This is a genomic window from Rhodoferax sp. U11-2br, from assembly GCF_018619435.1.
Classification (GTDB): Bacteria; Pseudomonadota; Gammaproteobacteria; order Burkholderiales; family Burkholderiaceae_C; genus Rhodoferax.
In genome coordinates this window covers 12,773-34,270 of sequence record NZ_JAHFZF010000024.1, presented here as the reverse complement: position 1 = coordinate 34,270, position 21,498 = coordinate 12,773, and the positions used below count along the sequence as shown (strand labels likewise).

The following is a 21,498-nucleotide window of genomic DNA, read 5'->3' as shown; positions in this document are numbered from 1 at the left end:
GGTCAGTCGGACAGCCTAAGGTAGCCCAGCGCACAGACCCGGCTGCGTCAATTTGAGACTCTCAGTTCATTGGCTCATGTTCTGACCATCCAGCCACTGCAAGGAGTTGGCTTCAACCCATCTGAAGGAATAGGGCTGGCAGCAATCATCTTGCCAGTGCTCTTGATGCAGGTCTCCTTTCGTTTCACTCGGTACGCCCCACTATGAAAAAACTTAGCAATCTGATTCTTCCCGCCCTAATTGGTGCTGTTGCCAGCGCGCGGTCCATGACGCCAATGGCCACGCTCTCGGCAGCGCGGCTGTTGGGCACCCGAACACCAGGGCAACTTTTACTGCTGGATCGACCACTGTTCAGGAATGGCGCCTTGGCCATGGGTGTTGCCGAATTGTTCGGAGACAAAATGAAGAGCGCGCCCGACCGTACGGTATTTCTGGGTCTGCTGGCGCGAGTGGTCAGCGCCGGCATCGCTGGCGCCGCCTTGGCTCCCCGTGGTCGCGAGCGGGTAGGCGCTTTCGTAGCGATTACAACCGCCGTACCACTTGCTTATGTGACGCTGGCAAGCCGTAAGCACGAAATGGCACGCATCGGGCAGACTCGCAGCGGTTTGATCGAAGACGCCTTGGTGGTCGCTGCAGGTGTGGCGGTTGTGGCCTTGGCGGTCCGACCGAAAAACGCTCGGTAATCGCATCGGCCCCTCGGGTACTTGCAAAGAACAGCGTCTTTGTTGATCTGGGAAAAGGTGAGGCCGCGTAAAATCAGCTGCTATTTAATCTGCATGAAAGCAATGACAATGAAAATCGCCCTGATCAATGAAAACAGCCAAGCCGCCAAGAACGAGATCATCTTCAATGCACTCAAGACTGTCGTCGAGCCAATGGGGCACACCGTTTTCAACTATGGCATGTACGCGGCTGATGACAAGGCTCAGCTCACCTACGTGATGAACGGTGTACTGGCCGCCATTTTGCTCAACTCCAAAGCGGCTGATTTTGTGGTAACTGGCTGTGGTACCGGTATGGGAGCCATGCTGGCCTGTAACGCCATGCCCGGCGTGCAGTGTGGTCTGGTGATCGACCCGACGGACGCATTTCTGTTTGGCCAGATCAACGATGGCAATGCCATCTCGATGCCTTACGCCAAAGGCTTTGGCTGGGCTGCCGAACTGAACCTGCAAGATTGTTATCGCAAACTTTTTGAAGGCGAACGCGGTCTGGGCTACCCGAAAGAGCGTGCAGCCATCATGGCAAAAAACCGGGGCATCCTGTCGCAAGTGAAAGCCGTCTCCTGCAAAGACATGTTGACCGTCCTGAAAGAAATCGACCAAGACCTGTTGAAGGCTGCCATCGCTGGCGACAAGTTCCAAGAGTATTTCTTCGCCAATTGCCAGGATGATGCCATCGCGGCCTACCTGAAGACTGTGCTGGCCTGATTCTTTGGTTGCAAGTTAAAGGGAGCCCGACGGCTCCCTTTTTTTTGCAGTTCGCGCTGAAGCGCTAGACCTTTGCGGCATCGCAGATATCGCGATAACCACCTCGATACAAGACCCAACGAGGGTCTTCCAGTGCAAGCCTGTTTCAGAGCCAGGTCTGTTCTGGGGCTTTCGCCAGATGCACGTTTGGCGTCGACCTTGATGTGAGGGCCAGCAGGCCCCGTGCCCACAAGGGTTCACTGCGAGATAGCAAACTCACCCTGAACAAAGTGCTGGCCTTTGAGCCACTGCACATCGGGATCGGCCTGCCAGGCAGCAACAAAGGCACGGCGCACCGCTGCGCGTCCAACAGGGCGGCTGTCCATCGTCTCTCTTGCTCATTTCGGTTTCTCCAATGTCTGAAATTTTCCATCAGCTATGGAGTCCGTTTTTTGAGGGCAAGATCACTTGTTACCTCACCTTCCTTATATGCAAAAACAGCCTCTAGCCCCTATGAGAAAAGGGTGTATAGCTATGGTTAGTGGAGTAATTCGGGGCGTTGTTTCGCGTGACTCCAGGCGGACTGTCACATGGCAAGCTGGACATGCCATGTGCTGTCGTTCAGTTACAGTCCTTGCCCTCAGAGTGAGGCGTGCCCAGTGGCTTGGTTTGAACAAGCCATGACATGGGCTTTTGTGTGGGATGGCGGCTGGGCAAGCTGTGGCTTTCAAAAAAGGAAAACAAGATGCTGTTAACTGATATCGCGGTCGAGCACACACGGGTGTCCAAACAGAATGGGGTTCGTCAGACCTTCTTGCTGCATCCGTTTACCGATACGCAGCGAGATACGCTGGGCAAATTCGAGATTGTTCGTGACATTCGTGAGCCAGGGTTCAAAGAAGTTAAACGCTCAACCTTCGTGACGTTTCAACAATTGGCGGAGTTGTATGCAAAAGGCGTACTCGAAGAATTCGGGTTTTCCGTTCGCATGTGTCCGGGTCAGGGCACCTACCCCGCTGCGAATCCCACCAAAAAGATACTGCCAACCAGCATCAGGCCAGGTTCACCATTCGACCTGGCTGTTCAACTGGTGGATGTTTCAAAACCTGCTACTCGCGAATTGAGAACAGCCTTGCTGCGCACCAACGTCAAACTTTAAAGCCAATCACTCGAAGCCCCATGGCGTCATCCTGCCTTGCACGGCGATGGGTGCGAAAAAGTCCAGAAAATGCGCTATCAGATAAGGGAGCACCTGTGAATCCGTCCGTTGCCCATGCCGAACTCATTGCCACGTTCAAGCGGGCGCAGGCAGATGCTGCGCACAAGTTCGGATTGATCAAAGCTGCTGCGAAAAAGGGACCCAAGGCAGTCCACGCGGCCACAGAAACAGCTGCAAAGGCAGCCAAACGTAGGAACTCGTATGCAAAGAGGCTGGAAACATTAGGAGTGAGCATCAAGGATTGAGCGCGGCCCCGCCTACGCCCGACCCCAGCCATTGGCAACTGGCCCCAAACGATAGCAGCAACCGACCCATAACGAAAATTCACATGAGACACTGGGTCGTCTCAAGGCGCTCACTCAAACCCGAGGTCAATTGCGCCGAACAACACGAAAGACTGCGTGTCACGCAGATGAACCATCTCGTTTCATATTGTCAAAATAGTCAGCCTCTGCTTCACCAAAGTCGAACTTTCAAAAGGCAGCGATTGACTTTCACCACTCGGCAAAGCTGCCATCGGCATGGCGCCAGACCGGATTGCGCCAGCGGTGCCCGATGGCAGCGCGTTCGCGCACGTAGTCTTCATTGACCTCAATGCCAAGACCTGGCCCGGTCGGGATGCTCACCATGCCGTCTTGATAGGCAAAAACCTCACGATTGCTGACATAGTCGAGCAAGTCGTTGGCAGCGTTGTAATGGATGCCCAGGCTCTGCTCCTGAATGAAGGCGTTGTAACAAACACCATCAAGCTGCAGATTAGCAGCCAGGGCAATGGGACCCAACGGACAGTGCAGGGCCAGTGCCATGTCGTAAGCCTCGGCCATGGAGGCAATCTTTCGCGTCTCGGTGATGCCACCAGCGTGGGAGGGGTCGGGCTGGATGATGTCGACATAACCTTCTGACAGCACCCGTTTGAAATCCCAGCGCGAATACAGCCGCTCACCCAGCGCAATCGGCACGGACGACAGCGGCGCCAGTTCTTTGAGGGCCTCATAGTGCTCACTGAGCACCGGTTCCTCAATGAACATCAGACGGTATGGATCAAGCTCCTTGATCAGCACCTTGGCCATGGGTTTGTGGACCCGGCCATGGAAATCGACCGCAATGCCCACATGCGGGCCGACGGCCTCGCGCACTGCGGCCACGCTGGCCAGGCAACGCTCCACTTTTTCAAAACTGTCGACGTACTGAAGTTCTTCCGTGCCGTTCATCTTGATCGCGGTGAAGCCGCGTTCGACGGCAGCCTTCGCAGCAGCAGCGGTATCACTGGGACGGTCACCACCAATCCAGCTGTAGACGCGAATGCGATTGCGCACATTGCCACCCAGCAACTCGGACACAGGCACGCCCAACGCTTTACCCTTGATGTCCCACAAAGCCTGATCAATGCCCGCCAGCGCACTCATGTGGATGCCACCACCACGGTAAAAACCAGCGCGGTACAACACCGTCCAATGATCTTCAATGTGCCGAGGGTCTTTGCCGATAAGGTAGTCTGACAGTTCCTTGACGGCAGTCGCCACCGTTTGTGCCCGCCCTTCCAGCACCGGTTCGCCCCAACCACAGATGCCTTCATCAGTCTCAATTTTCAGGAAACACCAGCGTGGCGGTACGATAAAAGTTGTCAGTCGGGTAATTTTCATGATTTAAAAAACGGTTAGCAGGCGATCACGCCACAGGATGAACTCGGCACCACTCCCCCCGGCACCCATCAGATAGGCGTGCAGGAGCGGGGACCTCAATCCAGCCCCATCCGCTGTGTCAAACCGCAGTCTCAGGTTCAGTTTCCGATTCAGAGGCAACCGGTGAGGCTGTTGTTTCCCCTGCATGACGCGGCATCATCAGGTCATTGAGGTCTGCTTCTGCCTGTTCGATCAGAATGATCGCTGCACGCTCTGCCGCCACGGGATCACCCTTTTCAATGGCCACGCAGACCGCCTCGTGCATCGGCAAGGAATGGGCTGGCCCGCCTGGCTTCTCGGTGATGATCTCAAAACTGGCCCGCAAAATGGCTGACATCGCCTCCTGCATCTGCCGCACAAACTGGTTGCCACAGGCAGACAGGATGGTGGCATGAAACGTCAGATCCGCTTGTACATAGTCGCCTTTACCGGAGACGGCGCGGACCATGGCCATGTAGGCTGCCCGCAGTTTTCGGCGGTCTTCTTCACTGGCGCGGGAGGCCGCCAAACGCACAGCAGCTGGCTCAACGATGCGCCGCAACTCCATCAGATCGCGGGAAATCGTCGGGTCCATGGCAGCCGATTCAGCGCGCCACGCGATGACGTTGGGGTCAAACAAGTTCCACTGGGTGGGTTCGAGCACCAGGGTGCCGACGCGTCGGCCAACTTCTAGCATGCCCTTGGCCACCAATGATTTGATGGCCTCGCGGATCACGATCCGGCTGAAGCCAAACTGCTGGCACAAATCGGTCTCAGACGGCAGTACCTCCCCTGGTCGATAGCGACCAGAACAGATGTCTCGCCCAAGCTTTTCCCGCACTTGTTCCTGAAAAGTGGCGCGTGGCGGTGAGGTGCGTGCAATCATGGTTTATTTATATCACGTATGACTAACCATGTCATTCTCTTTTCTGCCCATGATTGGTGCTTTTCCAGTTGATTTTTTTCAGATTATTAGGGTTTACTCTGATCATTCAAACATCATACGTCATATAAATTAACAACCATGAACACCAACAACACATCTCCTTTGTTTGACCTCCATGGCCATACGGCGCTCATTACAGGATCTACGCGTGGCATCGGCCTCGCACTCGCCCAGGGTTTGGGACATGCCGGTGCCAGCGTGATTGTCAACAGTCGCCAGCAGTCGGCTGTTGACGAGGCGGTGGCCAAGCTCACAGCGCTCGGGATCGATGTGCATGGCGCGGCTTTCGATGTCGCAGACGAAGCCTCAGTCGAGGCGGCGTTTGAGGTCTTTGACAAGCAGGCGCTTGGCATCGATGTACTGATCAACAACGCCGGTATTCAACACCGACAACCCATGCTGGAACTGGGCCTGGGGGACTGGAACCGGGTGATCAACACCAATCTGACCGCGGCCTTCCTGGTCGGGCGGGCGGCGGCCAAGCGCATGATCGCGCGCGGCAAAGGCGGCAAGATCATCAACATCGGCTCACTCACCAGCGAGGCAGCACGAGCCACAGTGGCGCCCTACACCGTCGCTAAAGGCGGCATCAAGATGCTCTCCAAGGCGATGGCTGCTGAGTGGGCGCAGTTCAACATCCAAGCCAACTCCATCGGGCCGGGCTACATCCTGACCGACATGAACCAGGCGCTGGTGAACAACCCCAACTTCGATGCCTGGGTCAAGGCCAGCAACCCAGCGCAGCGCTGGGGCAAGCCCGAGGAATTGGTTGGCACCGCCATTTACCTGGCATCAGCTGCATCCAACTACGTCAACGGCCAAATCATCTACGTGGATGGTGGCTGGTTGTCCGTGCTCTAAGTCGATGTCGGCTAGCACCTACTAATTCAAGCCTCTGATCAAACAACACCATGTCCACGCTCATCACTGACATCAAGGTCATCCTGACTGCGCCCGAAGGCATCAATTTGCTGGTAGTCAAGGTCGAGACCAACCAGCCCGGTCTCTACGGCTTAGGCTGTGGCACGTTTGCTTACCGTCATCTGGCGGTGAAGTGCCTGATTGAGGAGTACCTCAAGCCACTGATCGTCGGACGCGACGTGCATGCCATCGAGGAACTGTGGCAACTGATGCACCAGAACGCCTACTGGCGTAACGGCCCCATTGAAAACAACGCCATCTCCGGCATTGACATGGCCTTGTGGGACATCAAGGGCAAGCTGGCCGACATGCCGCTGTACCAGTTGTTCGGCGGCAAGGTCCGCGAAGGTGTGCCCATCTATCGGCACGCCGATGGCAACAGCCTCGACGAGTTGTGCGACAACATTCAGAAGTACCGCGACCAGGGCATCACCCACATCCGCTGTCAGAGCGGCGGGTACGGTGGCAGTGGCTTTGGCGCTGCGCCCGACTGTGCGCCCGAGCGCGCGCCAGCCGGTGTGTACCTGGACGCGCGAAAGTACATGCGCGAAACGGTCAAGCTGTTTGACGGCATCCGTAGCCGTGTGGGCTTTGACGTGGCGCTGTGCCACGACGTGCACGAACGCCTCAAACCCAGCGACGCGATCCGTTTCGCCCAGGCAATGGAGCCATTTGAGCTGTTCTTCCTGGAAGACGCGATTGCGCTGGAAGAAGGTGAATGGATTCGCCAACTGCGCGACAAAACCAGCATTCCACTGGCACAGGGCGAGCTGTTCAACCACCCGTTCGAGTGGCGCAACCTGATCGCCGAACGACTGATCGATTTCATCCGCGTGCATCTGAGCCAAGTGGGCGGCATCACGCCGGGGCGCAAGCTGCAGCTGTTTGCCGAGCAATACGGCGTACGCACCGCGTGGCACGGCCCGGGTGACATGTCGCCGCTGGCGCACGCGGCCAACATCCACATCGACTTGGCCGCGCGCAACTTCGGCGTGCAGGAATGGTCGGGCACCGAGCCGCCGAACTTCGTGATCCAGGAGCTCAAGGGCCCACGCGAAGCGCTGCTCGACGTGTTCCCTGGTCTGCCTGCGTTCCGCCAAGGTTACGTGTACGCCAATGACCAGCCTGGCCTGGGTGTGGACCTCAATGAGGTGGAGGCGGCCAAGTACCCCTGTTCCAACGACGTGACCACCTGGACCCAGACACGCCTGATTGACGGCACTCTGCAAACCCCCTGAGGCCCTATGTAGGTGCGCAATTGCCTTTTTGGTCTCCGCTGCCACCCGGTCTTGTGGGTGTTTGGGCGACCTCCCCATCTACAACGCAACAGTTCGGGCTTGCGTTGGTGATTTATTCCATAAGCCCGGCAAAGGAGCTTCATTCATGTCCACCCGCTATAACCTTCGCCGTTTAGCCCTCACTGCCGTGGCCGCAGTTGCACTGTCGTCCAACGTCGCTTTTGCCGAAATCAAGGCCAAGATCGGTCACGCCATGCCGGACACACATCCGCAGGCGACCGCCATGAACAAGTTTGCCGAACTTGCCGGGATCTACACCAAGGGCAACGTCAAGATTCAGGCTTACCACAGCGGTGTTCTGGGCAGCGACGAGAAGCAGTTGCAGGCTGTGCAATCGGGCACGCAGGAGTTCTACATCGGCACCTTGTCGCCACTGTCCACCCGAGTGAAAGAAGTGCAGGTCTGGGATTTGCCGTTCATGTTCCAGAACGAAAAAGAGGTCTATGCGGTGTTGGACGGCGCCTCTTCCAAGAAGATTTTCGAGAAGATTGAACCCGCTGGGCTGGTGGGTCTGACCTGGACCGGCATGGGTTTTCGCAACCTCTCCAACAGCAAACGCAGTGTCGCCAAACTCGAAGACGTGGCTGGCCTGAAGATCCGCGTGATGGCCAACCCGGTAGCGCTGGAAACCTGGAAGACCATTGGCGCCAACGCCGTACCGATGGCGTTTGCCGAGGTGTTCCCGGCGCTGGAGATCAAGGCACTGGATGGACAGGAAAATCCACTGGTGCACATGTACTCCAACAAGATGCAGGAAGTGCAGAAATTCATTTCAGTGACCAACCACGTCTACACGCCTGTGGCGATCGTGGCGTCCAAGAAGTTCTGGGACACGCTCTCTCCCGCCGACCAGGCAGGCGTCCAGAAAGCAGCCACCGAAGCCGGGCTGTACCAGAGAAAGCTACTTGACGAAGGCGACATTGATGTGGTCAGCAAGTTCAAGGCGGCTGGCGTGACGGTGAACACCGTCAGCCCAGCAGAGCTGGCGCGCATCCAAGACAAGGTCAAGCCCGTGGTGGCCAAGTTCGCGCCGATCATCGGCGAAGACTTTGTCAAGGGCTTTTACACCGAAATCGACAAGGCTCGCGCGGCCAAATAAGGTCAAGCATTCCGGGTGGACCAAGTGGCCTGCCCGGCTTGCTCAAATTCACACAACTCAGGATACCCATGGGAAAAGTACTCAAGGCGTTGGCTGATGCGTTAACCCGCACCCTCGAGGTTTTGATGGTGCTGTGCTTGGTCGTCATGCTGGTTATGGTGTTCGGCAATGTCGTCCTGCGGCTTTTTTTCAACACAGGTATCGACCTCTCGGAGGAGATACCGAGGTTCGCCTTTGTCTGGATGACCTTTCTTGGCGCCATCGTTGGCATGCGCCGGCGTGCCCACCTCGGCGTGGACATTTTGGTGCAGGCCCTGCCAGTACTTGGACGCAAGGTCTGCTGGGGTGTGAGCCAAGTCGTGATGCTGGTGTGTTGCGTGTACATCGTCTACGGCACCTATCTGCAACACGACATCATCGAAGGCAACGCCTCGCCAGTTGCGCAACTCAGCATGTTGTGGGTGTTTGGTGTGAGCTGCCTGACCGGCACGGCCATTGGGATGATTTGTCTGTCCAATCTGATTCGCTTGTTCGCGGGCAAGGTATCTGCGGACGAACTGATCGACGTGAACGAAGAGGGCATGGCCGATGCACTCGGAGCCGAACGGGAATTGACCAAGCAAAACGCCCAACTCACAGCCCGCGGGGGAGCCAAATCATGACCCTCTTTGTTTTCATCTCCTCCCTGCTCGGCCTGATGGCGCTGGGCATGCCTGTGGCCTTTTCACTGATTGGCTGTGGCATCGTCATGATGTTCTACATGGGCGTCACCGACCCGCAGATCGTGATTCAGAACATGTGGGACGGTGCCAACAGTTTCCCACTGCTTGCCGTACCTTTCTTCATGCTGGCCGGCGAGTTCATGAACGCGGGTGGCATGACGCGGCGCATCATCTTGATGGCGATGTCATGGGTCGGCCACATCCGTGGCGGTCTGGGCTACGTGGCAGTCATGGCGGCCGTCATCATGGCCTCGCTGTCGGGCTCCGCCGTGGCAGACACGGCGGCGCTGGCCGCTGTGCTGGTGCCCATGATGCGCAATGCAGGCTACAACGTGAACCGCTCCTGTGGCCTGATTGCCTGCGGCGGCATCATCGCGCCGGTGATCCCGCCCTCGATCGCGATGATCCTGTATGGCGTGACCGGTGGCGTCTCGATCACCAAGCTCTTCATTGCAGGCATCGTGCCCGGTGTCTTGATGGGTGTGGCGATCATGCTGGCTTGGCGTTGGTCCATCGGCCATGACAAGGTGCAGGCGGAGCCCAAATGCAGCATGGCCGAACGGCGTCTCGCAACCCGCCGGGCGTTGTGGGCACTGGTGTTACCACTAGTAATTATTGGTGGTCTGAAGTTCGGTATCTTCACACCGACTGAAGCGGCCGTGATAGCGGCGGTGTATTCATTGTTCGTCGGGCTGGTGGTCTACCGTGAAATCAAAATATCACAGCTGTTCCACCTGTTCTACCGCGCCGCAGAAACCACAGCGGTCGTCATGTTCCTGGTGTCGGCCGCCGGTGTGTCAGCCTGGCTCATCACGACAGCCAACATTCCGCAGCAACTGGCTGAGTTGGTTGCGCCGATGATGGACAACAAGATGCTGCTCACGTTTGCACTGATGATCCTGGTGCTGATTGTTGGCACGGCGCTGGACTTTACCCCCACCGTGCTGATCATGACGCCGGTGCTGATGCCGGTGCTGCGTCAGGCCGGCATCGACCCGGTGTACTTTGGCGTGTTATTCATCATTAACAACGCCATCGGCCTGGTCACGCCGCCAGTGGGCACGGTGCTCAATGTGGTATGCAGTGTTGCCAAGATACCTATGAGCGGTGCCATCAAAGGTGTCTGGCCCTTCATGGTGGCGCAGACCATCGTCATGTTCCTGTTGGTGGTGTTCCCGCAGATCGTCATGTGGCCGCTCCAAATGATGACCCGCTAACCCGCGCAGCGTCCCCCTCGGTTTATTTCCTCTATCTCCAGGATTATTCATATGGAAGCCATCGTCATTCATTCGCCAGGTGACCTGCGGGTCGAAGATGTTCCCACGCCTGAGGTCGGTCCCGGCCAAGTCCGCGTCCGGGTGCGGGCGGGCGGCATTTGCGGCTCCGACCTGCATTACTTTCACAACGGTGGTTTTGGTGCCATTCGCATTCAGCAACCCATGGTGCTTGGACACGAGGTTGCTGGCGTACTGGATGCCGTGGCGGCCGATGTGAAGCATTTGGCGGCGGGTGACCGTATTGCCGTCAACCCCAGCCATCCGTGTGGTCAATGCCGTTTCTGCCAGATGGGTTTGCACAACCACTGCCTGGACATGCGCTATTTCGGCAGCGCCATGCGCATGCCACACGTTCAGGGAGCCTTCCGGCAGGAACTGGTGATCGATGTTCGTCAGGCATTCAAGCTGGCCGATGGGGTCACCGATGCGGAGGGCTCTATGGCAGAACCTTTGGCGGTGGCATTGCACGCCGTGAACCGGGCTGGCCCATTGTTGGGCCGCAAGGTGCTGGTAACGGGCTGCGGCCCCATCGGGGCCATGGTGATCATTGCCGCGCGGCGTGCCGGTGCCACCCAGATTGTGGCCACCGACATGGTGGCGCAACCACTGCGCAAAGCGCTTGAGATTGGTGCAGACCGCGCTATCAACGTGGCCGAGTCCCCCCAGGAGTTGACCCAGTATGCAGCGGAGAAGGGCCAGTTTGACGTGTTGTTCGAGGCCAGCGGTAACGAGCGCGCGCTGCGTGCAGCGTTTGACGTGGTGCGTCCACGCGGCGTCGTGGTGCAACTCGGCCTCTCAGGCAGCGAGCTCACACTGCCGTTCAACACCGTGGTTGCCAAAGAGTTCGACTTGCGCGGCGCATTTCGTTTTCACGAAGAGTTTGCCACTGCAGTCAGTCTCATCAATCAGCGATTGGTGGATCTCAAACCCTTGGTGTCCGCGACCTTGCCTTACCGGGACGCTGGCAAGGCCTTCGCGTTGGCCTCTGACCGATCCCAGTCGATGAAGGTAGTTTTGAGCTTCACGTGATCCGGCCTGTCATGGCGCATTCCTGACAACTTATTTAACTGTGTGACATCAACTAGGAGACCTCAATGAAATCAACCACTCGACGAAATTTTGGCCAGAAGCTTGCCAGCTTGGCCTGTGCGGGCATCGCGCTGTGCGCAACGACACCCGTCTTGGCGCAGGAGCCGATACACGCCAAACTCGGACACGCCTTTACCGACACCCATCCCCGTGCCATCGCCATGAAGCGTTTTGCTGACGGTGTGAAAGCTGCAACCGGTGGCAAGGTCGTGATTGATGTTTACGGCAACTCGGTGTTGGGTGGCGAAGAGAAGATGCTGATTGCGGCGCAAAGCGGCACACAAGACTTGTACCTGGGGGCACTGGCACCGATAGCGACGCGCAAGAAAGAATTGCAGATATTCGATTTTCCGTTCCTCTTTGGAACCGATGCGGAAGCGGCCTATGTGCTTGATGGTCCCAATGGTCGCAAAATTCTGGACGGTCTGGCTGACATGAACCTCCAGGGGCTGGTCTGGGCCGGTGGTGCGTTTCGCAACATGTCCAACAGCAAACGCCCGGTCAACACGATGGCCGACCTCAAAGGTTTAAAACTCCGTGTGATGCAAAGCCCGATGGCTTTGGCCAGCTTCAATGCCATGGGCGCCAACGCAGTCCCCATGGCCTGGCCAGAGGTCTACCCTGCCCTGGAGATCAAGGCCATGGACGGTTATGAACACCCGGTGGTCGATATGTTCGCCTACAAGATGTACGAAGTGCAGAAGTACCTGACCATCACGAACCACGTCTACACCCCAGTGGCACTCCTCGCCTCCAAAAAATGGTGGTCCAGCCTGACACCCGACCAGCAGAAAGCGGTGCAAAAAGTGGCAGAGCAAACCCGCACTTTCGAGCGCGCCGAGGAGCTGCGCCAGGCAGGCGATGTGGTCTCGCAACTCAAGGCCAAGGGCATGACGGTGTCGGAGATGCCTCCCGCAGAGCTCGCCAAGATCCGAAGCGCCGTGCAACCTGTGATCGAAAAAAATTCCGAGGCCATTGGTGCTGACTTCGTTCGCAGCGTCTACGCTGATCTGGACAAGTTCCGTGCTACTGCCAAATAAAAGCAGGCTGGCACGTCAATTGAACCACGGGGGAGTCGAGTTCATGCAACCGTCACTGGTGGTCATGGGGGTGTCGGGCTGCGGCAAGTCGACGCTGGCCGCAGCGATTGCACAGGCCCAGGGCCTACCGTTCCTGGAAGGTGACGACTTTCACAGCCCTGAAAGCCGAAGCAAAATGAAACAGGGCGTCCCGTTGACCGATGACGACCGGTGGAGTTGGCTGGATCGACTGGGCCAGGAACTTCGGGCGGCGACTGGTGGGCTGGTCCTCTCGTGTTCGGCTTTGAAGCGCGCCTACCGAGACCGATTGCGGTCAGCAGACCCCAATCTGCGTTTTGTATTTATGCATGTACCGCGGGACGAGGCACAGTCGCGGGTGGCAGCACGCGCGGCGCACTTCTTTTCAGCCACTTTGGTGGACAGCCAATTTGCAACGCTTGAACCGCCCCTTGAAGAAACCGACGTTTTGGTGTTGGACGCAACGCAGGAAGTCTCAACTCTGCAAGTGGCGGTCTCGACCTGGCTGCAACGCCCAGTTTAGATCACCTATACGGCGGCCAGTCTTGCGTAAGTGGGCTCAGACTCATCGGTCAGCAGATACTTCTTCACTGAGTTACGAGTCAGGCCTGTACGCCTGGTTATCGAACAAGTATCGGCTACAGGGCTGGAAATCGCCATGGCGATTGGCCTTCCAACCAAGTTGGCACCTTGTCCATCACCTGCAAATACGTCTTTGACGTTTCAAACGCAGTCAGCCAGGCGACAAGCGCGGACCACGGCTGGCTGGCAAACCAGGATAGATCGGTGTGCGCAAACTGGCGCACAAAAGGCGCGATGGCCGCATCGGCCAGACCGAAGTGCGTGCCGTGCAGAAAACGTTGAGTCGCCAGCGCACCATTGAGCATCTGCAAAAACACTGCGCCCTCGGCGCGATCGCCTAGGCCGTCAGGCAGCGCATAGCGGTTGGGGTATTTGTAGCGGTCGAGATTCGCTTTGAAACTGCCGTCGCACTGGGCAATGAGGGCGAGCGTGGCGCTGAGATCCTGTGCGGATGAGGGTAGCCACTGCCACGGATCACTTTGGCGCAGGGCATACAGCATGATGTCCAGGCTTTGCTCCAGCACGGTACCGTTTGGCAACACCAGAACAGGCACAGTGCCTTTGGGCGAAGCCAACAGCAGCGCGGCAGGCTTGCGGGCGAGCACCACCTCGCGCAGCTCGCACACCATACCGCTGGCCGCCAGTGCCAAGCGGGCGCGCATGGCGTAGGGGCAACGCCGAAACGAATACAGAACGGGCAGTGGCGGATGCAGCGGGTGTACCGCAGTTGGCCCTGATGGCGCCATCAGTCAGCGGCTTTGGTTGGGGAACAGGCGCTGACGACGTCGGATGGGAGGGGTTTGCTGCGCACGGGTGGCGTGGTTTCGCCAATGTGGGTGTTGCCGCGTGTTTTGGCCAGAACCCATTGGCGCTGGCGTTCCCGGGCCCGGTTTTTTTGGACATCGCTCGTGCTGGCATGGCAGCGCGGGCAGCTCACACCCAGTTCAAACAAGGGCGACTCCTGCGCGCCGTCCTCCAGTGGCATGCGGCACCCCCGGCACAGCTTGTGGGTACCCGGTGTCAGGCCGTGGTCTACCGACACGCGCTCATCAAAGACAAAACAAGTGCCTTCCCACAGGCTTTCCTCTGGCGGCACCGTTTCCAGGTATTTGAGGATGCCGCCTTCGAGGTGGTAGACCTCGTCATAACCTTGGGAGCGCAGGTACGCGGTGGACTTTTCGCAGCGAATGCCCCCGGTGCAAAACATGGCCACTTTCGGCTTTTTGCCATCGGCTGTGGGGCGCAGTTGTTCCGCCTGTTCGGTCCACGCGGGCAGCGCCGAAAACGTACGGATCTGAGGGTCTATCGCGCCACGAAAGGTGCCAATGGCCACCTCGTAGTCATTGCGCGTGTCGACCACCACCACATCGGGGTCGGCAATCAGCGCATTCCAGTCCTGCGGCTTGACGTAAGTGCCAACGATGTGGGTGGGGTCGGTGCCAGGGACACCCATGGTGACGATTTCTTGCTTCAAACGCACCTTCATGCGGTGGAACGGTGCTGTCTCAGCGAACGACTCCTTGTGTTGCAGGTCGGCTAAGAGCGGGTCGCTGCGCAAATAGGCCAGCACCGCGTGCACGTCGTCGGGCGCACCCGCAATGGTGCTGTTGATGCCCTCACGGGCCAAAAGAATGGTGCCTTTCACCTGGCGCTGCTCGCACAACGCCAGCAGGGGAGCCTTGCGCGATTCGTAGTCCGGGAGGGTGACGAATTTGTAGAAAGCAGCGGTTAGGTAAGTGGTGGTCGGCATGGGTGGACTTTAAACGGTGGCAATTTGCGCATGGGGATACGTCGTTTGTGATGTCACAAGCCCATGCCCTAGTTGTCCTTACGCACATGAAACTCCGAGTACCTGAATGCTCTGTAAGAGGCACAGTGTGTTCTTAAACAGACCAGTTCCCAAACAATTGATGGCCGGGATTGAATCACAGTTAAATGCCGTTGGCGACAACCGTCTAAAGCTGGCAATCAGAGTCGCTCGATTGAACGGCAGGCATGTGGCAGGTAGATCGGCAAACTGTGGGCCCGCTTCCAGCCTGAAACGGGCACCCAATTTGCAGCATGACCGAACATTGGGCACGTTCTTCCAATTTGTCTTTCATTTTGGGCAACTATTCACCGTGGGACACGCCCGAATTCTGTGCCAACATCTTCCAGGTCAGTCCGAGCGGCACATCGGTCTTGAACGACACCAACTTCCTGGACAGCCTTGCCATCTCAACACCTTTGCGCAGATTGGCGCCAACTTGGCCTGTGACTTTGTCGGCATTTGAGATCACCCGTTCAAGATGGCCATTGATGCGAAGCAATTCTGCGGCGGTCTTGGCTCCGACCTTGCTCACACCCGGCACACCGTCCACAGCATCACCCATCAGGGCCAGCAGATCGCCAATCTGGGATGGCTTGACACCAAATTTCTCAATCACATAAGCCTGGTCACGCCAAATGCCTTTGAAGTGATCATAGATACAGACTTGGTCACTGAGCAGCTGCAAAAAGTCCTTGTCGGTCGACAAAATAGTGACCTGGCCCGGGCTGGCCAGACACCATTTCTCCACCAACGTGGCAATGGAATCATCAGCTTCGATTCCCTCAATGGCAATCCAGTGCAAACCCAAGTGTTGGAGTTCCTGCTTGATGGTCTGCAAGCCCTCTCGCAACAGAGACGGTATGGGTTTCCTGTTGGCTTGGTAGGGTGCATAGAGTTCATGCTTCCAGGTCCGACCGCCATGGTCAAACACCGCCACAGCATGGCTGGGTCGGTGCGTCTTGAGGGCGCGCTTGAATGAAGCCAGGCTGGAGGTGATGGTGTCCGCCACCTTGACCTCACTGTCCTCACCGGGAACAGCCTCGTGGATGCGCCGGATGATGTTCAACGCATCAATGATCAGAAGCGGCATCTTGTGTGCAAGCTTTTTGAAAACATTCTCTTGGTGTGAAGTGTAGGTATCAAGCCCGACGCCCGCTGCGCCCCCAGCGGCGCGCAGCTTCTTCTGGCGTTTGCGAAGTGGCCACCAAGAACCCCAGCGGTGATAACAAGGCCTGCAGATCGGCTTCGTCAAATTTGAGCGCGCCCGAAGCATCGTGTCCCAGCACGCTGTTGGCCAGTGCCTGTTTGCGGGCCTGAAGTTCAAGCATGCGTTCCTCGATGCTGCCTTGCACCACCAGCTTGTACACGAATACCGGCTGGTCCTGGCCGATGCGGTGGGCGCGAGCGGTCGCTTGTTCCTCCACGGCGGGGTTCCACCAGGGATCCATATGGATCACGGTATCGGCAGCAGTCAGGTTCAATCCGATGCCACCCGCCTTCAGGCTGAGCAACAGCACGGGTGCTTCTTGTGCCTGAAACCGCTGCACCACGCTGCCACGTTCCTTTGAGGGTGTTTTGCCGGTCAGCTTGAGAAACGGCAACGACAGCATCTGCAGTTGTTCTGCAACCAAGTCCAGTAGCTCGGTGAACTGTGAAAACACCAGCACACGACGGCCTTCTTCCACCAGCGCGGGCAGCATGTCTACCAGCAGTTCCAGCTTGGCGCGCTCCATAGTGGGGCATGCCTTGTTGCCTTTGACCAGATGCGGGTCACAACAGACTTGGCGCAGCTTGAGCAGCGCGTCCAGAATACTGATCTGTGCAGCGTTGAAATCCTGGCGCTGCAGCACCCTGCGCACTTGTTTGTCGGCCGCTACGCGCACACTCTCGTACAACTCACGCTGTTGGCCCTGCAATTGCACCCACTTGATGATTTCCGTGCGAGGTGGCAGTTCGCTGGCCACGTCCTGCTTGCGCCGGCGCAGGATGAAGGGGCGCACGCGTTGAGCGAGCAAGGCGGCGCGCAGGGTTTCGCCGTTCTCTTCAATCGGTTTGCGCCAGTTGGCTGCAAATTGGCGCGAGTCGCCCAAAAAGCCGGGCATGAGCCAGTCAAATTGCGCCCACAACTCGCCAAGATGGTTTTCCATGGGGGTGCCGGTCAGGCACAGGCTGTGCCGGGTTTGCAATCGGCGCAGGGCGCGGGCGCTGCGACTACCGGCGTTCTTCACCATCTGCGCCTCGTCCAAAATCACCAGGTGAAAGCACTGCGCAGCCAGTGCATCCACGTCGCGCCACAGCAGTGAGTAGGTGGTCAGCACCAGATCGTGATCTGACATGTGAGCAAACAAATCTTCACGCTGCGGCCCTTGAAGGGTGAGCAGGCGCAGATCGGGTGCCATGCGCCGGCATTCGGCCTGCCAGTTGAAGATCAATGAGGTGGGAAGCACCACCAGCACTGGTAGGTCAAGTCGCCCCGCGTGCTTTTCTGTCAGCACATGGGCCAAGGCCTGGGCGGTTTTGCCCAGACCCATATCGTCAGCCAGGATGCCCCCCAGGTTATTGGCACGCAAGTATTGCAACCAGGCCAGTCCCTCGACCTGGTAGGGGCGTAGTTGCACTTGCAGGCCTTCCGGTGCAGTCACGGGTTGAGGTGTACCGATCGCCTTCAAGCGCTTGGCAAGCTTGGTCAAGCCTGCCTCACCCTCAAGTTGCCAGGTGTTGTGAGGACCCACGCGGTGAGTGTCAAGCAGGCTGGCACGCAAGGCGTCGAGTCGACGTGCTTCCCAGGCACCCAAGTGCAGCGAGCTCTGGTGTTGGTTGCGTGTCGGGTCGGTCAGGAGATCGACCATGGCGCCGATGATGGCTTTGAGTGGTGCGGCCGGGGCATCAATGCGCTTGCCACCCGGCGCGCGCAAGGACACGATCGCCAGGTCATCAATGGCAGCGAATTGCGTCGCGTTGAGCCAGCGGGCGTCGCGGCGCAGCAGATCGGCCAGCATGGGGACCAGGTCCAGTGTCTGGCCGTCGATCTCGATGCCCAGGCTCAACAGCCAGGCCCCTTCACGTTCAGGGAGTTGCAGCTTGTCGACACCGCGTGCGGGCTTGATCAGACGGCTGTCAAGTTCCCTACCCCGTATTTCACCGGTCTCGGGGCTCAGCACCAGCTTCCAGCGTTGCACCGGCACGCTTTCGTGCGCAAAGCCGGGCTGTACCACCACCGACCAGCCTTTGGTCTGTAGTTGCGGTATCTGGTCGGCCCAGAAGTCGCCAAAGAACTCCTCTTGCGGTAATGTCCACACCGTGCCCAGCACCGGTCTGTGAGCACGACTGCGCCATTGAAAGGCGTTTTCTGCCAAGGGGACAAAGCCCATCTCCCACACGAGGTCCATGGCATCGGCTTCGGCGGCCAGATTGCGCTGCATGCGCACCACCGGGCCACCGGTGTCGAACAGTTCTACAGTGGCAGGCGCACGGTTGTTGAGGATGGAGGTGGGGGCGGGCGTTTGCCAGCGCTCCCCGGCTTGCGTCTGATAGGTCCAGTCGAACTGGGCCAGGGTCACACTGTCCCCACGCGGGCCGAGTTTGCCTTGGGGCTTGAGGCCGAGCAGCCCATGGCCACGGTCCAGCGTTTGCAAGGTAATGCGGGGGCGGAAGTGGCCGATGACGCTGTTGCCATCGGATGCAATCACAGGCGAGGGTTCAGCCGCAGCCGGCTTGTCCATTCGCAGGATGGCCATTACTCGACTCGCGTCTGCATCGGCCAGGGTAGGGAGCGTCTTTAAAGTGGCTGCATCTGCCTTGCTCCGCAGCGCGTGCACCCACATTGCTACGGTGCGATCAGGTGCGTCAGCGCGGGGAGGCAGGTTCTGTGGGCTGTGGCGAGAGGGGGGCATGCGGGAATTGTGCCGCGTGACGACGTTGCCTGAGGACAAATGCGAAAGGGTTGTGACCGACTCGCGTTTTCTTGTCAGTTTGTTGAGTTTTTGTATTTGATGTCCGTTACCTGGCGTAGCGAACTTAACGCTGGATGTCGTGTCACAGCCTGAAAGAGCCAGCCAACTTTTCCCGAAGTCAACCGTCAAATTTGAACGTCAGGTCCAGAGCGAAGCCTATACCCGGGACGAGGCGTATTTAGGCATTGGCGACAAGCAGCATTGGGGTTGCCCGATTTTCTTCCAGTCAGAACACATTCATGGCCGGGTACAACGTGCCTATCACTGTCGTCGAAATCTCCGCAACCCAATTGCATGAACCTTTTGGAACGGTTCAACTTGGATGCGCTTTCTACCTGTCTTCAGACCGACATCAGAACGGGTAATGCCGCGGCGCGGTTTGCACCGTAATCCAGCGCAGGTCGGTAAATTCAGCGATGCCGGCCTTGCCACCGAAACGCCCCATGCCGCTGCCTTTGACACCGCCAAACGGCATTTGCGCCTCATCATGTACTGTGGGGCCGTTGACATGGCAAATGCCTGATTCGATGCGCCTGGCCACATTCAGCGCCCTCGCAATGTCGCGTCCGAAGACCGCTGCCGACAGACCATACTCGTTGTCGTTGGCGCAAGCAATGGCCTCTTCAACGCCCTTGACGCGTACGATCGGTTTCACCGGCCCGAACGATTCTTCATGATAAATAGTCATCTCGGCCGTCACATGGTCGAGTAACGTGGCCGGCATCAGCGTTGAACTGGCCTTGCCACCGCAAACCAGAGTCGCGCCCTTGGCGAGTGCATCGTCGATCAGTGCGTTACAGCGCTCTACCGTGCTCATGTCGACCACCGAGCCAAGCACTACCGGCCCCTGACGCGGATCGCCCATTGGCAACCCCTTGGCCTTGGCGGCCAGGCGCGCGACAAAGTCATCGGCAATCATGTGGTCGACGATGATGCGTTCAGTCGACATGCAGATTTGACCGGAATTGGCAAATGCACCAAAGGAGGCACCGTTGACCGCGGCATCCATGTCGGCATCATCGAGCACAACAAACGGCGCCTTGCCACCCAGTTCAAGCACAGCCGGTTTGAGATACCTGGCGCAAGCCGCCGCAATGACCTTGCCGACACGGGTGGAGCCCGTAAAGTTCACGCGCCGAACAGCCGGATGCGCAATCATTGCCTCGACGATGGCGGGCGCGTCTTGAGGCGCATTGGTAATGAAATTGACCACGCCCTTTGGAATGCCCGCTTCCTGCAGCGCCTCCACAATCAGGCTGTGAGTCGCCGGGCACAGTTCCGAAGCCTTGAGCACGACCGTGTTGCCGCATGCCAGTGGCATGGCAATCGCGCGCACACCCAGAATGACGGGCGCATTCCACGGCGCCATGCCCAGCACCACACCTGCGGCTTGGCGCACGCCCATGGCCAAGCTGCCTGGGACGTCCGATGGAATCACCTCGCCGCTGATCTGGGTCGTCATTGACGCCGCTTCGAGCAAGATGCCGGCCGCCAGATGCACATTGAAGCCCGCCCACATGCCGGACCCGCCCGTCTCGGCGGCGATCGCGTCAGCAAAGGCTGCGCCCTTGGCTTCAAGCGCATGGGATGCTTTCATCAGCAAGCTACGGCGTTCGCCTGGACCAAGCGCTGACCAGGCGGGAAAAGCCTTGGCCGCGGCATCAACGGCCGCGCGCGCATCGCTGATGGTCGCGACCGGCGCCGTGGTGGCGATGCTGCCATCCAGCGGATTGCGCCGTTCGAAAGTGGCACCGCTGCTGGCTTGCATCCGCTCACCGTTGATCAATAGGGAAATGGTGTTCATGGTTTGTCTCCTGTATTTATATGGATAGGTACCAAATTCACGACACCGCTGTCAGTCACCGAAAAAACCAAACCGTTCAGGCGACTTCGATCTCAACCAAAATGGGTGCCGGCGAATTCAGCGCCTGCAACAGCCTATCACGCCAGGTATCGGCACCTCGACCCGAACGCCTACGTAGCCTTGACCATTGGCCAGTGCAACGAAGGCGATCTCCGGAAGCTCCGTTCAATTTAGAAGATCAGTGGCCGCCAAACCGAACACGGTCGCGAACTGCTGACGATTGAGGGAGCACGTTCATGCTGGCAAGCAATTGAACGGATTGAGTGTCTCGTCGCCAATGCGCGTGATATCTCTTCGCGCTCGGCCAGGCTCAACGCAAATTTGAAACGACAGCGTTGAGCCGGGCGTATGCCTCCAGTCTCAGCCAGGATGCGACTGACGGACGAGTTATTGCGGTCAAATAGCTAGGCAATCTGTTGAAAGGACTCATCCTTTTTCCAGCGCTCATCCATACTTCGGTACGGTTGACCATTCATTCCGGTATTAACTGAGCAGTACGAGAAAACGCGCTGGCGAGCGTTGACCGTGTCTGCGGCCGTCTTCTTCGGCCCCACAGCGGCCTATGGGCAGCATCGGTCCAAGGTCAGCAA

General features: G+C 58.1%; 20 protein-coding genes and 1 pseudogene. 12 read left to right on the top strand and 9 right to left on the bottom strand.

What is annotated here, in order from left to right; genetic code table 11:
- Positions 1 to 203: 203 nt before the first annotated feature.
- The gene (locus KKO72_RS14985) at positions 204 to 683 is read left to right on the top strand and encodes a hypothetical protein (RefSeq protein ID WP_214940089.1); all 480 of its coding nucleotides are present in this window, start codon (positions 204 to 206) and stop codon (positions 681 to 683) included.
- Positions 684 to 722: 39 nt separating this feature from the next.
- The gene (locus KKO72_RS14980) at positions 723 to 1,430 is read left to right on the top strand and encodes an RpiB/LacA/LacB family sugar-phosphate isomerase (protein ID WP_305849454.1); all 708 of its coding nucleotides are present in this window, start codon (positions 723 to 725) and stop codon (positions 1,428 to 1,430) included.
- A gap of 236 nt (positions 1,431 to 1,666) precedes the next feature.
- Here the strand turns inward: KKO72_RS14980 and KKO72_RS21190 are convergent, their stop codons facing one another.
- Positions 1,667 to 1,795 (bottom strand): hypothetical protein, encoded by a 129-nt coding sequence (locus tag KKO72_RS21190; protein WP_256445105.1) that lies wholly within the window; start codon positions 1,793 to 1,795, stop codon positions 1,667 to 1,669.
- Between the two features lie 299 nt (positions 1,796 to 2,094).
- On the opposite strand from KKO72_RS21190, the gene KKO72_RS14975 reads away from it, so the two are divergent.
- Together KKO72_RS14975 and KKO72_RS14970 are read left to right on the top strand one after the other, a co-directional pair.
- Entirely contained in the window at positions 2,095 to 2,568 is a 474-nt protein-coding gene (locus tag KKO72_RS14975) for a hypothetical protein (protein ID WP_251140685.1), read from the top strand.
- A gap of 95 nt (positions 2,569 to 2,663) precedes the next feature.
- Positions 2,664 to 2,873 carry a hypothetical protein gene (locus KKO72_RS14970; RefSeq protein ID WP_214940085.1) on the top strand — a complete coding sequence of 70 codons (210 nt, stop codon included), beginning with the start codon at positions 2,664 to 2,666 and terminating at the stop codon, positions 2,871 to 2,873.
- Positions 2,874 to 3,122: 249 nt separating this feature from the next.
- Here KKO72_RS14970 and dgoD read toward each other — a convergent pair whose 3' ends face one another.
- Together dgoD and KKO72_RS14960 are read right to left on the bottom strand one after the other, a co-directional pair.
- Positions 3,123 to 4,271, bottom strand: coding sequence for a galactonate dehydratase (gene dgoD / locus KKO72_RS14965; protein WP_214940082.1), 1,149 nt, complete (start codon positions 4,269 to 4,271; stop codon positions 3,123 to 3,125).
- 118 nt (positions 4,272 to 4,389) lie between these two features.
- Entirely contained in the window at positions 4,390 to 5,175 is a 786-nt protein-coding gene (locus tag KKO72_RS14960) for a FadR/GntR family transcriptional regulator (RefSeq protein ID WP_214940080.1), read from the bottom strand.
- 138 nt (positions 5,176 to 5,313) lie between these two features.
- On the opposite strand from KKO72_RS14960, the gene KKO72_RS14955 reads away from it, so the two are divergent.
- From KKO72_RS14955 to KKO72_RS14920, 8 genes are all read left to right on the top strand, one after another.
- On the top strand, positions 5,314 to 6,096 hold the full coding sequence (locus KKO72_RS14955; RefSeq protein WP_214940077.1) for an SDR family oxidoreductase: 783 nt from the start codon (positions 5,314 to 5,316) through the stop codon (positions 6,094 to 6,096).
- Positions 6,097 to 6,146: 50 nt separating this feature from the next.
- Complete coding sequence (locus KKO72_RS14950) at positions 6,147 to 7,394, top strand: enolase C-terminal domain-like protein (protein ID WP_214940075.1); 1,248 nt, start codon at positions 6,147 to 6,149, stop codon at positions 7,392 to 7,394.
- A gap of 145 nt (positions 7,395 to 7,539) precedes the next feature.
- Positions 7,540 to 8,553 carry a TRAP transporter substrate-binding protein gene (locus tag KKO72_RS14945; protein WP_214940072.1) on the top strand — a complete coding sequence of 338 codons (1,014 nt, stop codon included), beginning with the start codon at positions 7,540 to 7,542 and terminating at the stop codon, positions 8,551 to 8,553.
- Positions 8,554 to 8,621: 68 nt separating this feature from the next.
- A complete protein-coding gene (locus KKO72_RS14940; RefSeq protein ID WP_214940069.1) occupies positions 8,622 to 9,215 on the top strand; it encodes a TRAP transporter small permease in 594 nt (197 codons plus the stop codon).
- Positions 9,212 to 10,492 carry a TRAP transporter large permease gene (locus KKO72_RS14935; RefSeq protein ID WP_214940066.1) on the top strand — a complete coding sequence of 427 codons (1,281 nt, stop codon included), beginning with the start codon at positions 9,212 to 9,214 and terminating at the stop codon, positions 10,490 to 10,492. Before KKO72_RS14940 ends, KKO72_RS14935 begins: the two co-directional genes overlap by 4 nt.
- A gap of 51 nt (positions 10,493 to 10,543) precedes the next feature.
- Entirely contained in the window at positions 10,544 to 11,581 is a 1,038-nt protein-coding gene (locus tag KKO72_RS14930) for an L-idonate 5-dehydrogenase (protein ID WP_214940063.1), read from the top strand.
- Positions 11,582 to 11,646: 65 nt separating this feature from the next.
- Positions 11,647 to 12,681, top strand: coding sequence for a DctP family TRAP transporter solute-binding subunit (locus tag KKO72_RS14925; RefSeq protein ID WP_214940060.1), 1,035 nt, complete (start codon positions 11,647 to 11,649; stop codon positions 12,679 to 12,681).
- A 43-nt stretch (positions 12,682 to 12,724) separates the two neighbouring features.
- Entirely contained in the window at positions 12,725 to 13,222 is a 498-nt protein-coding gene (locus KKO72_RS14920) for a gluconokinase (RefSeq protein ID WP_251140684.1), read from the top strand.
- A gap of 115 nt (positions 13,223 to 13,337) precedes the next feature.
- Here the strand turns inward: KKO72_RS14920 and KKO72_RS14915 are convergent, their stop codons facing one another.
- The 6 genes and pseudogenes from KKO72_RS14915 to KKO72_RS21065 all read right to left on the bottom strand — a co-directional run.
- Positions 13,338 to 13,943, bottom strand: coding sequence for a glutathione S-transferase (locus KKO72_RS14915; RefSeq protein WP_251140683.1), 606 nt, complete (start codon positions 13,941 to 13,943; stop codon positions 13,338 to 13,340).
- Positions 13,944 to 14,026: 83 nt separating this feature from the next.
- Positions 14,027 to 15,031 (bottom strand): rhodanese-related sulfurtransferase, encoded by a 1,005-nt coding sequence (locus KKO72_RS14910; RefSeq protein ID WP_214940055.1) that lies wholly within the window; start codon positions 15,029 to 15,031, stop codon positions 14,027 to 14,029.
- Positions 15,032 to 15,392: 361 nt separating this feature from the next.
- Positions 15,393 to 16,181, bottom strand: a complete 789-nt coding sequence (locus KKO72_RS14905) for a 5'-3' exonuclease H3TH domain-containing protein (protein ID WP_214940052.1) — start codon at positions 16,179 to 16,181, stop codon at positions 15,393 to 15,395.
- Between the two features lie 49 nt (positions 16,182 to 16,230).
- Positions 16,231 to 18,984: a DEAD/DEAH box helicase gene (locus KKO72_RS14900; RefSeq protein ID WP_214940049.1), complete on the bottom strand. Its 2,754-nt coding sequence runs from the start codon at positions 18,982 to 18,984 to the stop codon at positions 16,231 to 16,233.
- Positions 18,985 to 19,396: 412 nt separating this feature from the next.
- The gene (locus KKO72_RS14895) at positions 19,397 to 20,848 is read right to left on the bottom strand and encodes an aldehyde dehydrogenase (RefSeq protein WP_214940046.1); all 1,452 of its coding nucleotides are present in this window, start codon (positions 20,846 to 20,848) and stop codon (positions 19,397 to 19,399) included.
- A 272-nt stretch (positions 20,849 to 21,120) separates the two neighbouring features.
- Positions 21,121 to 21,384: pseudogene (locus KKO72_RS21065) on the bottom strand (IS30 family transposase); the annotation flags it as partial.
- Positions 21,385 to 21,498: the final 114 nt, after the last annotated feature.

What these genes read in the sequence shown, in the direction of transcription:
- KKO72_RS14935 (WP_214940066.1), top strand. Translation starts at nt 9,212, where the DNA reads ATGACCCTCTTTGTTTTCATCTCCTCCCTGCTCGGCCTGATGGCGCTG.
- KKO72_RS14920 (WP_251140684.1), top strand. Translation starts at nt 12,725, where the DNA reads ATGCAACCGTCACTGGTGGTCATGGGGGTGTCGGGCTGCGGCAAGTCG.
- KKO72_RS14915 (WP_251140683.1), bottom strand. Translation starts at nt 13,943, where the DNA reads ATGCGCGCCCGCTTGGCACTGGCGGCCAGCGGTATGGTGTGCGAGCTG.
- KKO72_RS14960 (WP_214940080.1), bottom strand. Translation starts at nt 5,175, where the DNA reads ATGATTGCACGCACCTCACCGCCACGCGCCACTTTTCAGGAACAAGTG.
- KKO72_RS14895 (WP_214940046.1), bottom strand. Translation starts at nt 20,848, where the DNA reads ATGAACACCATTTCCCTATTGATCAACGGTGAGCGGATGCAAGCCAGC.
- KKO72_RS14975 (WP_251140685.1), top strand. Translation starts at nt 2,095, where the DNA reads ATGGGCTTTTGTGTGGGATGGCGGCTGGGCAAGCTGTGGCTTTCAAAA.
- KKO72_RS14940 (WP_214940069.1), top strand. Translation starts at nt 8,622, where the DNA reads ATGGGAAAAGTACTCAAGGCGTTGGCTGATGCGTTAACCCGCACCCTC.
- KKO72_RS14950 (WP_214940075.1), top strand. Translation starts at nt 6,147, where the DNA reads ATGTCCACGCTCATCACTGACATCAAGGTCATCCTGACTGCGCCCGAA.
- dgoD (WP_214940082.1), bottom strand. Translation starts at nt 4,271, where the DNA reads ATGAAAATTACCCGACTGACAACTTTTATCGTACCGCCACGCTGGTGT.
- KKO72_RS14955 (WP_214940077.1), top strand. Translation starts at nt 5,314, where the DNA reads ATGAACACCAACAACACATCTCCTTTGTTTGACCTCCATGGCCATACG.
- KKO72_RS14930 (WP_214940063.1), top strand. Translation starts at nt 10,544, where the DNA reads ATGGAAGCCATCGTCATTCATTCGCCAGGTGACCTGCGGGTCGAAGAT.
- KKO72_RS14985 (WP_214940089.1), top strand. Translation starts at nt 204, where the DNA reads ATGAAAAAACTTAGCAATCTGATTCTTCCCGCCCTAATTGGTGCTGTT.
- KKO72_RS21190 (WP_256445105.1), bottom strand. Translation starts at nt 1,795, where the DNA reads ATGGACAGCCGCCCTGTTGGACGCGCAGCGGTGCGCCGTGCCTTTGTT.
- KKO72_RS14905 (WP_214940052.1), bottom strand. Translation starts at nt 16,181, where the DNA reads ATGCCGCTTCTGATCATTGATGCGTTGAACATCATCCGGCGCATCCAC.
- KKO72_RS14925 (WP_214940060.1), top strand. Translation starts at nt 11,647, where the DNA reads ATGAAATCAACCACTCGACGAAATTTTGGCCAGAAGCTTGCCAGCTTG.
- KKO72_RS14900 (WP_214940049.1), bottom strand. Translation starts at nt 18,984, where the DNA reads ATGCCCCCCTCTCGCCACAGCCCACAGAACCTGCCTCCCCGCGCTGAC.
- KKO72_RS14945 (WP_214940072.1), top strand. Translation starts at nt 7,540, where the DNA reads ATGTCCACCCGCTATAACCTTCGCCGTTTAGCCCTCACTGCCGTGGCC.
- KKO72_RS14910 (WP_214940055.1), bottom strand. Translation starts at nt 15,031, where the DNA reads ATGCCGACCACCACTTACCTAACCGCTGCTTTCTACAAATTCGTCACC.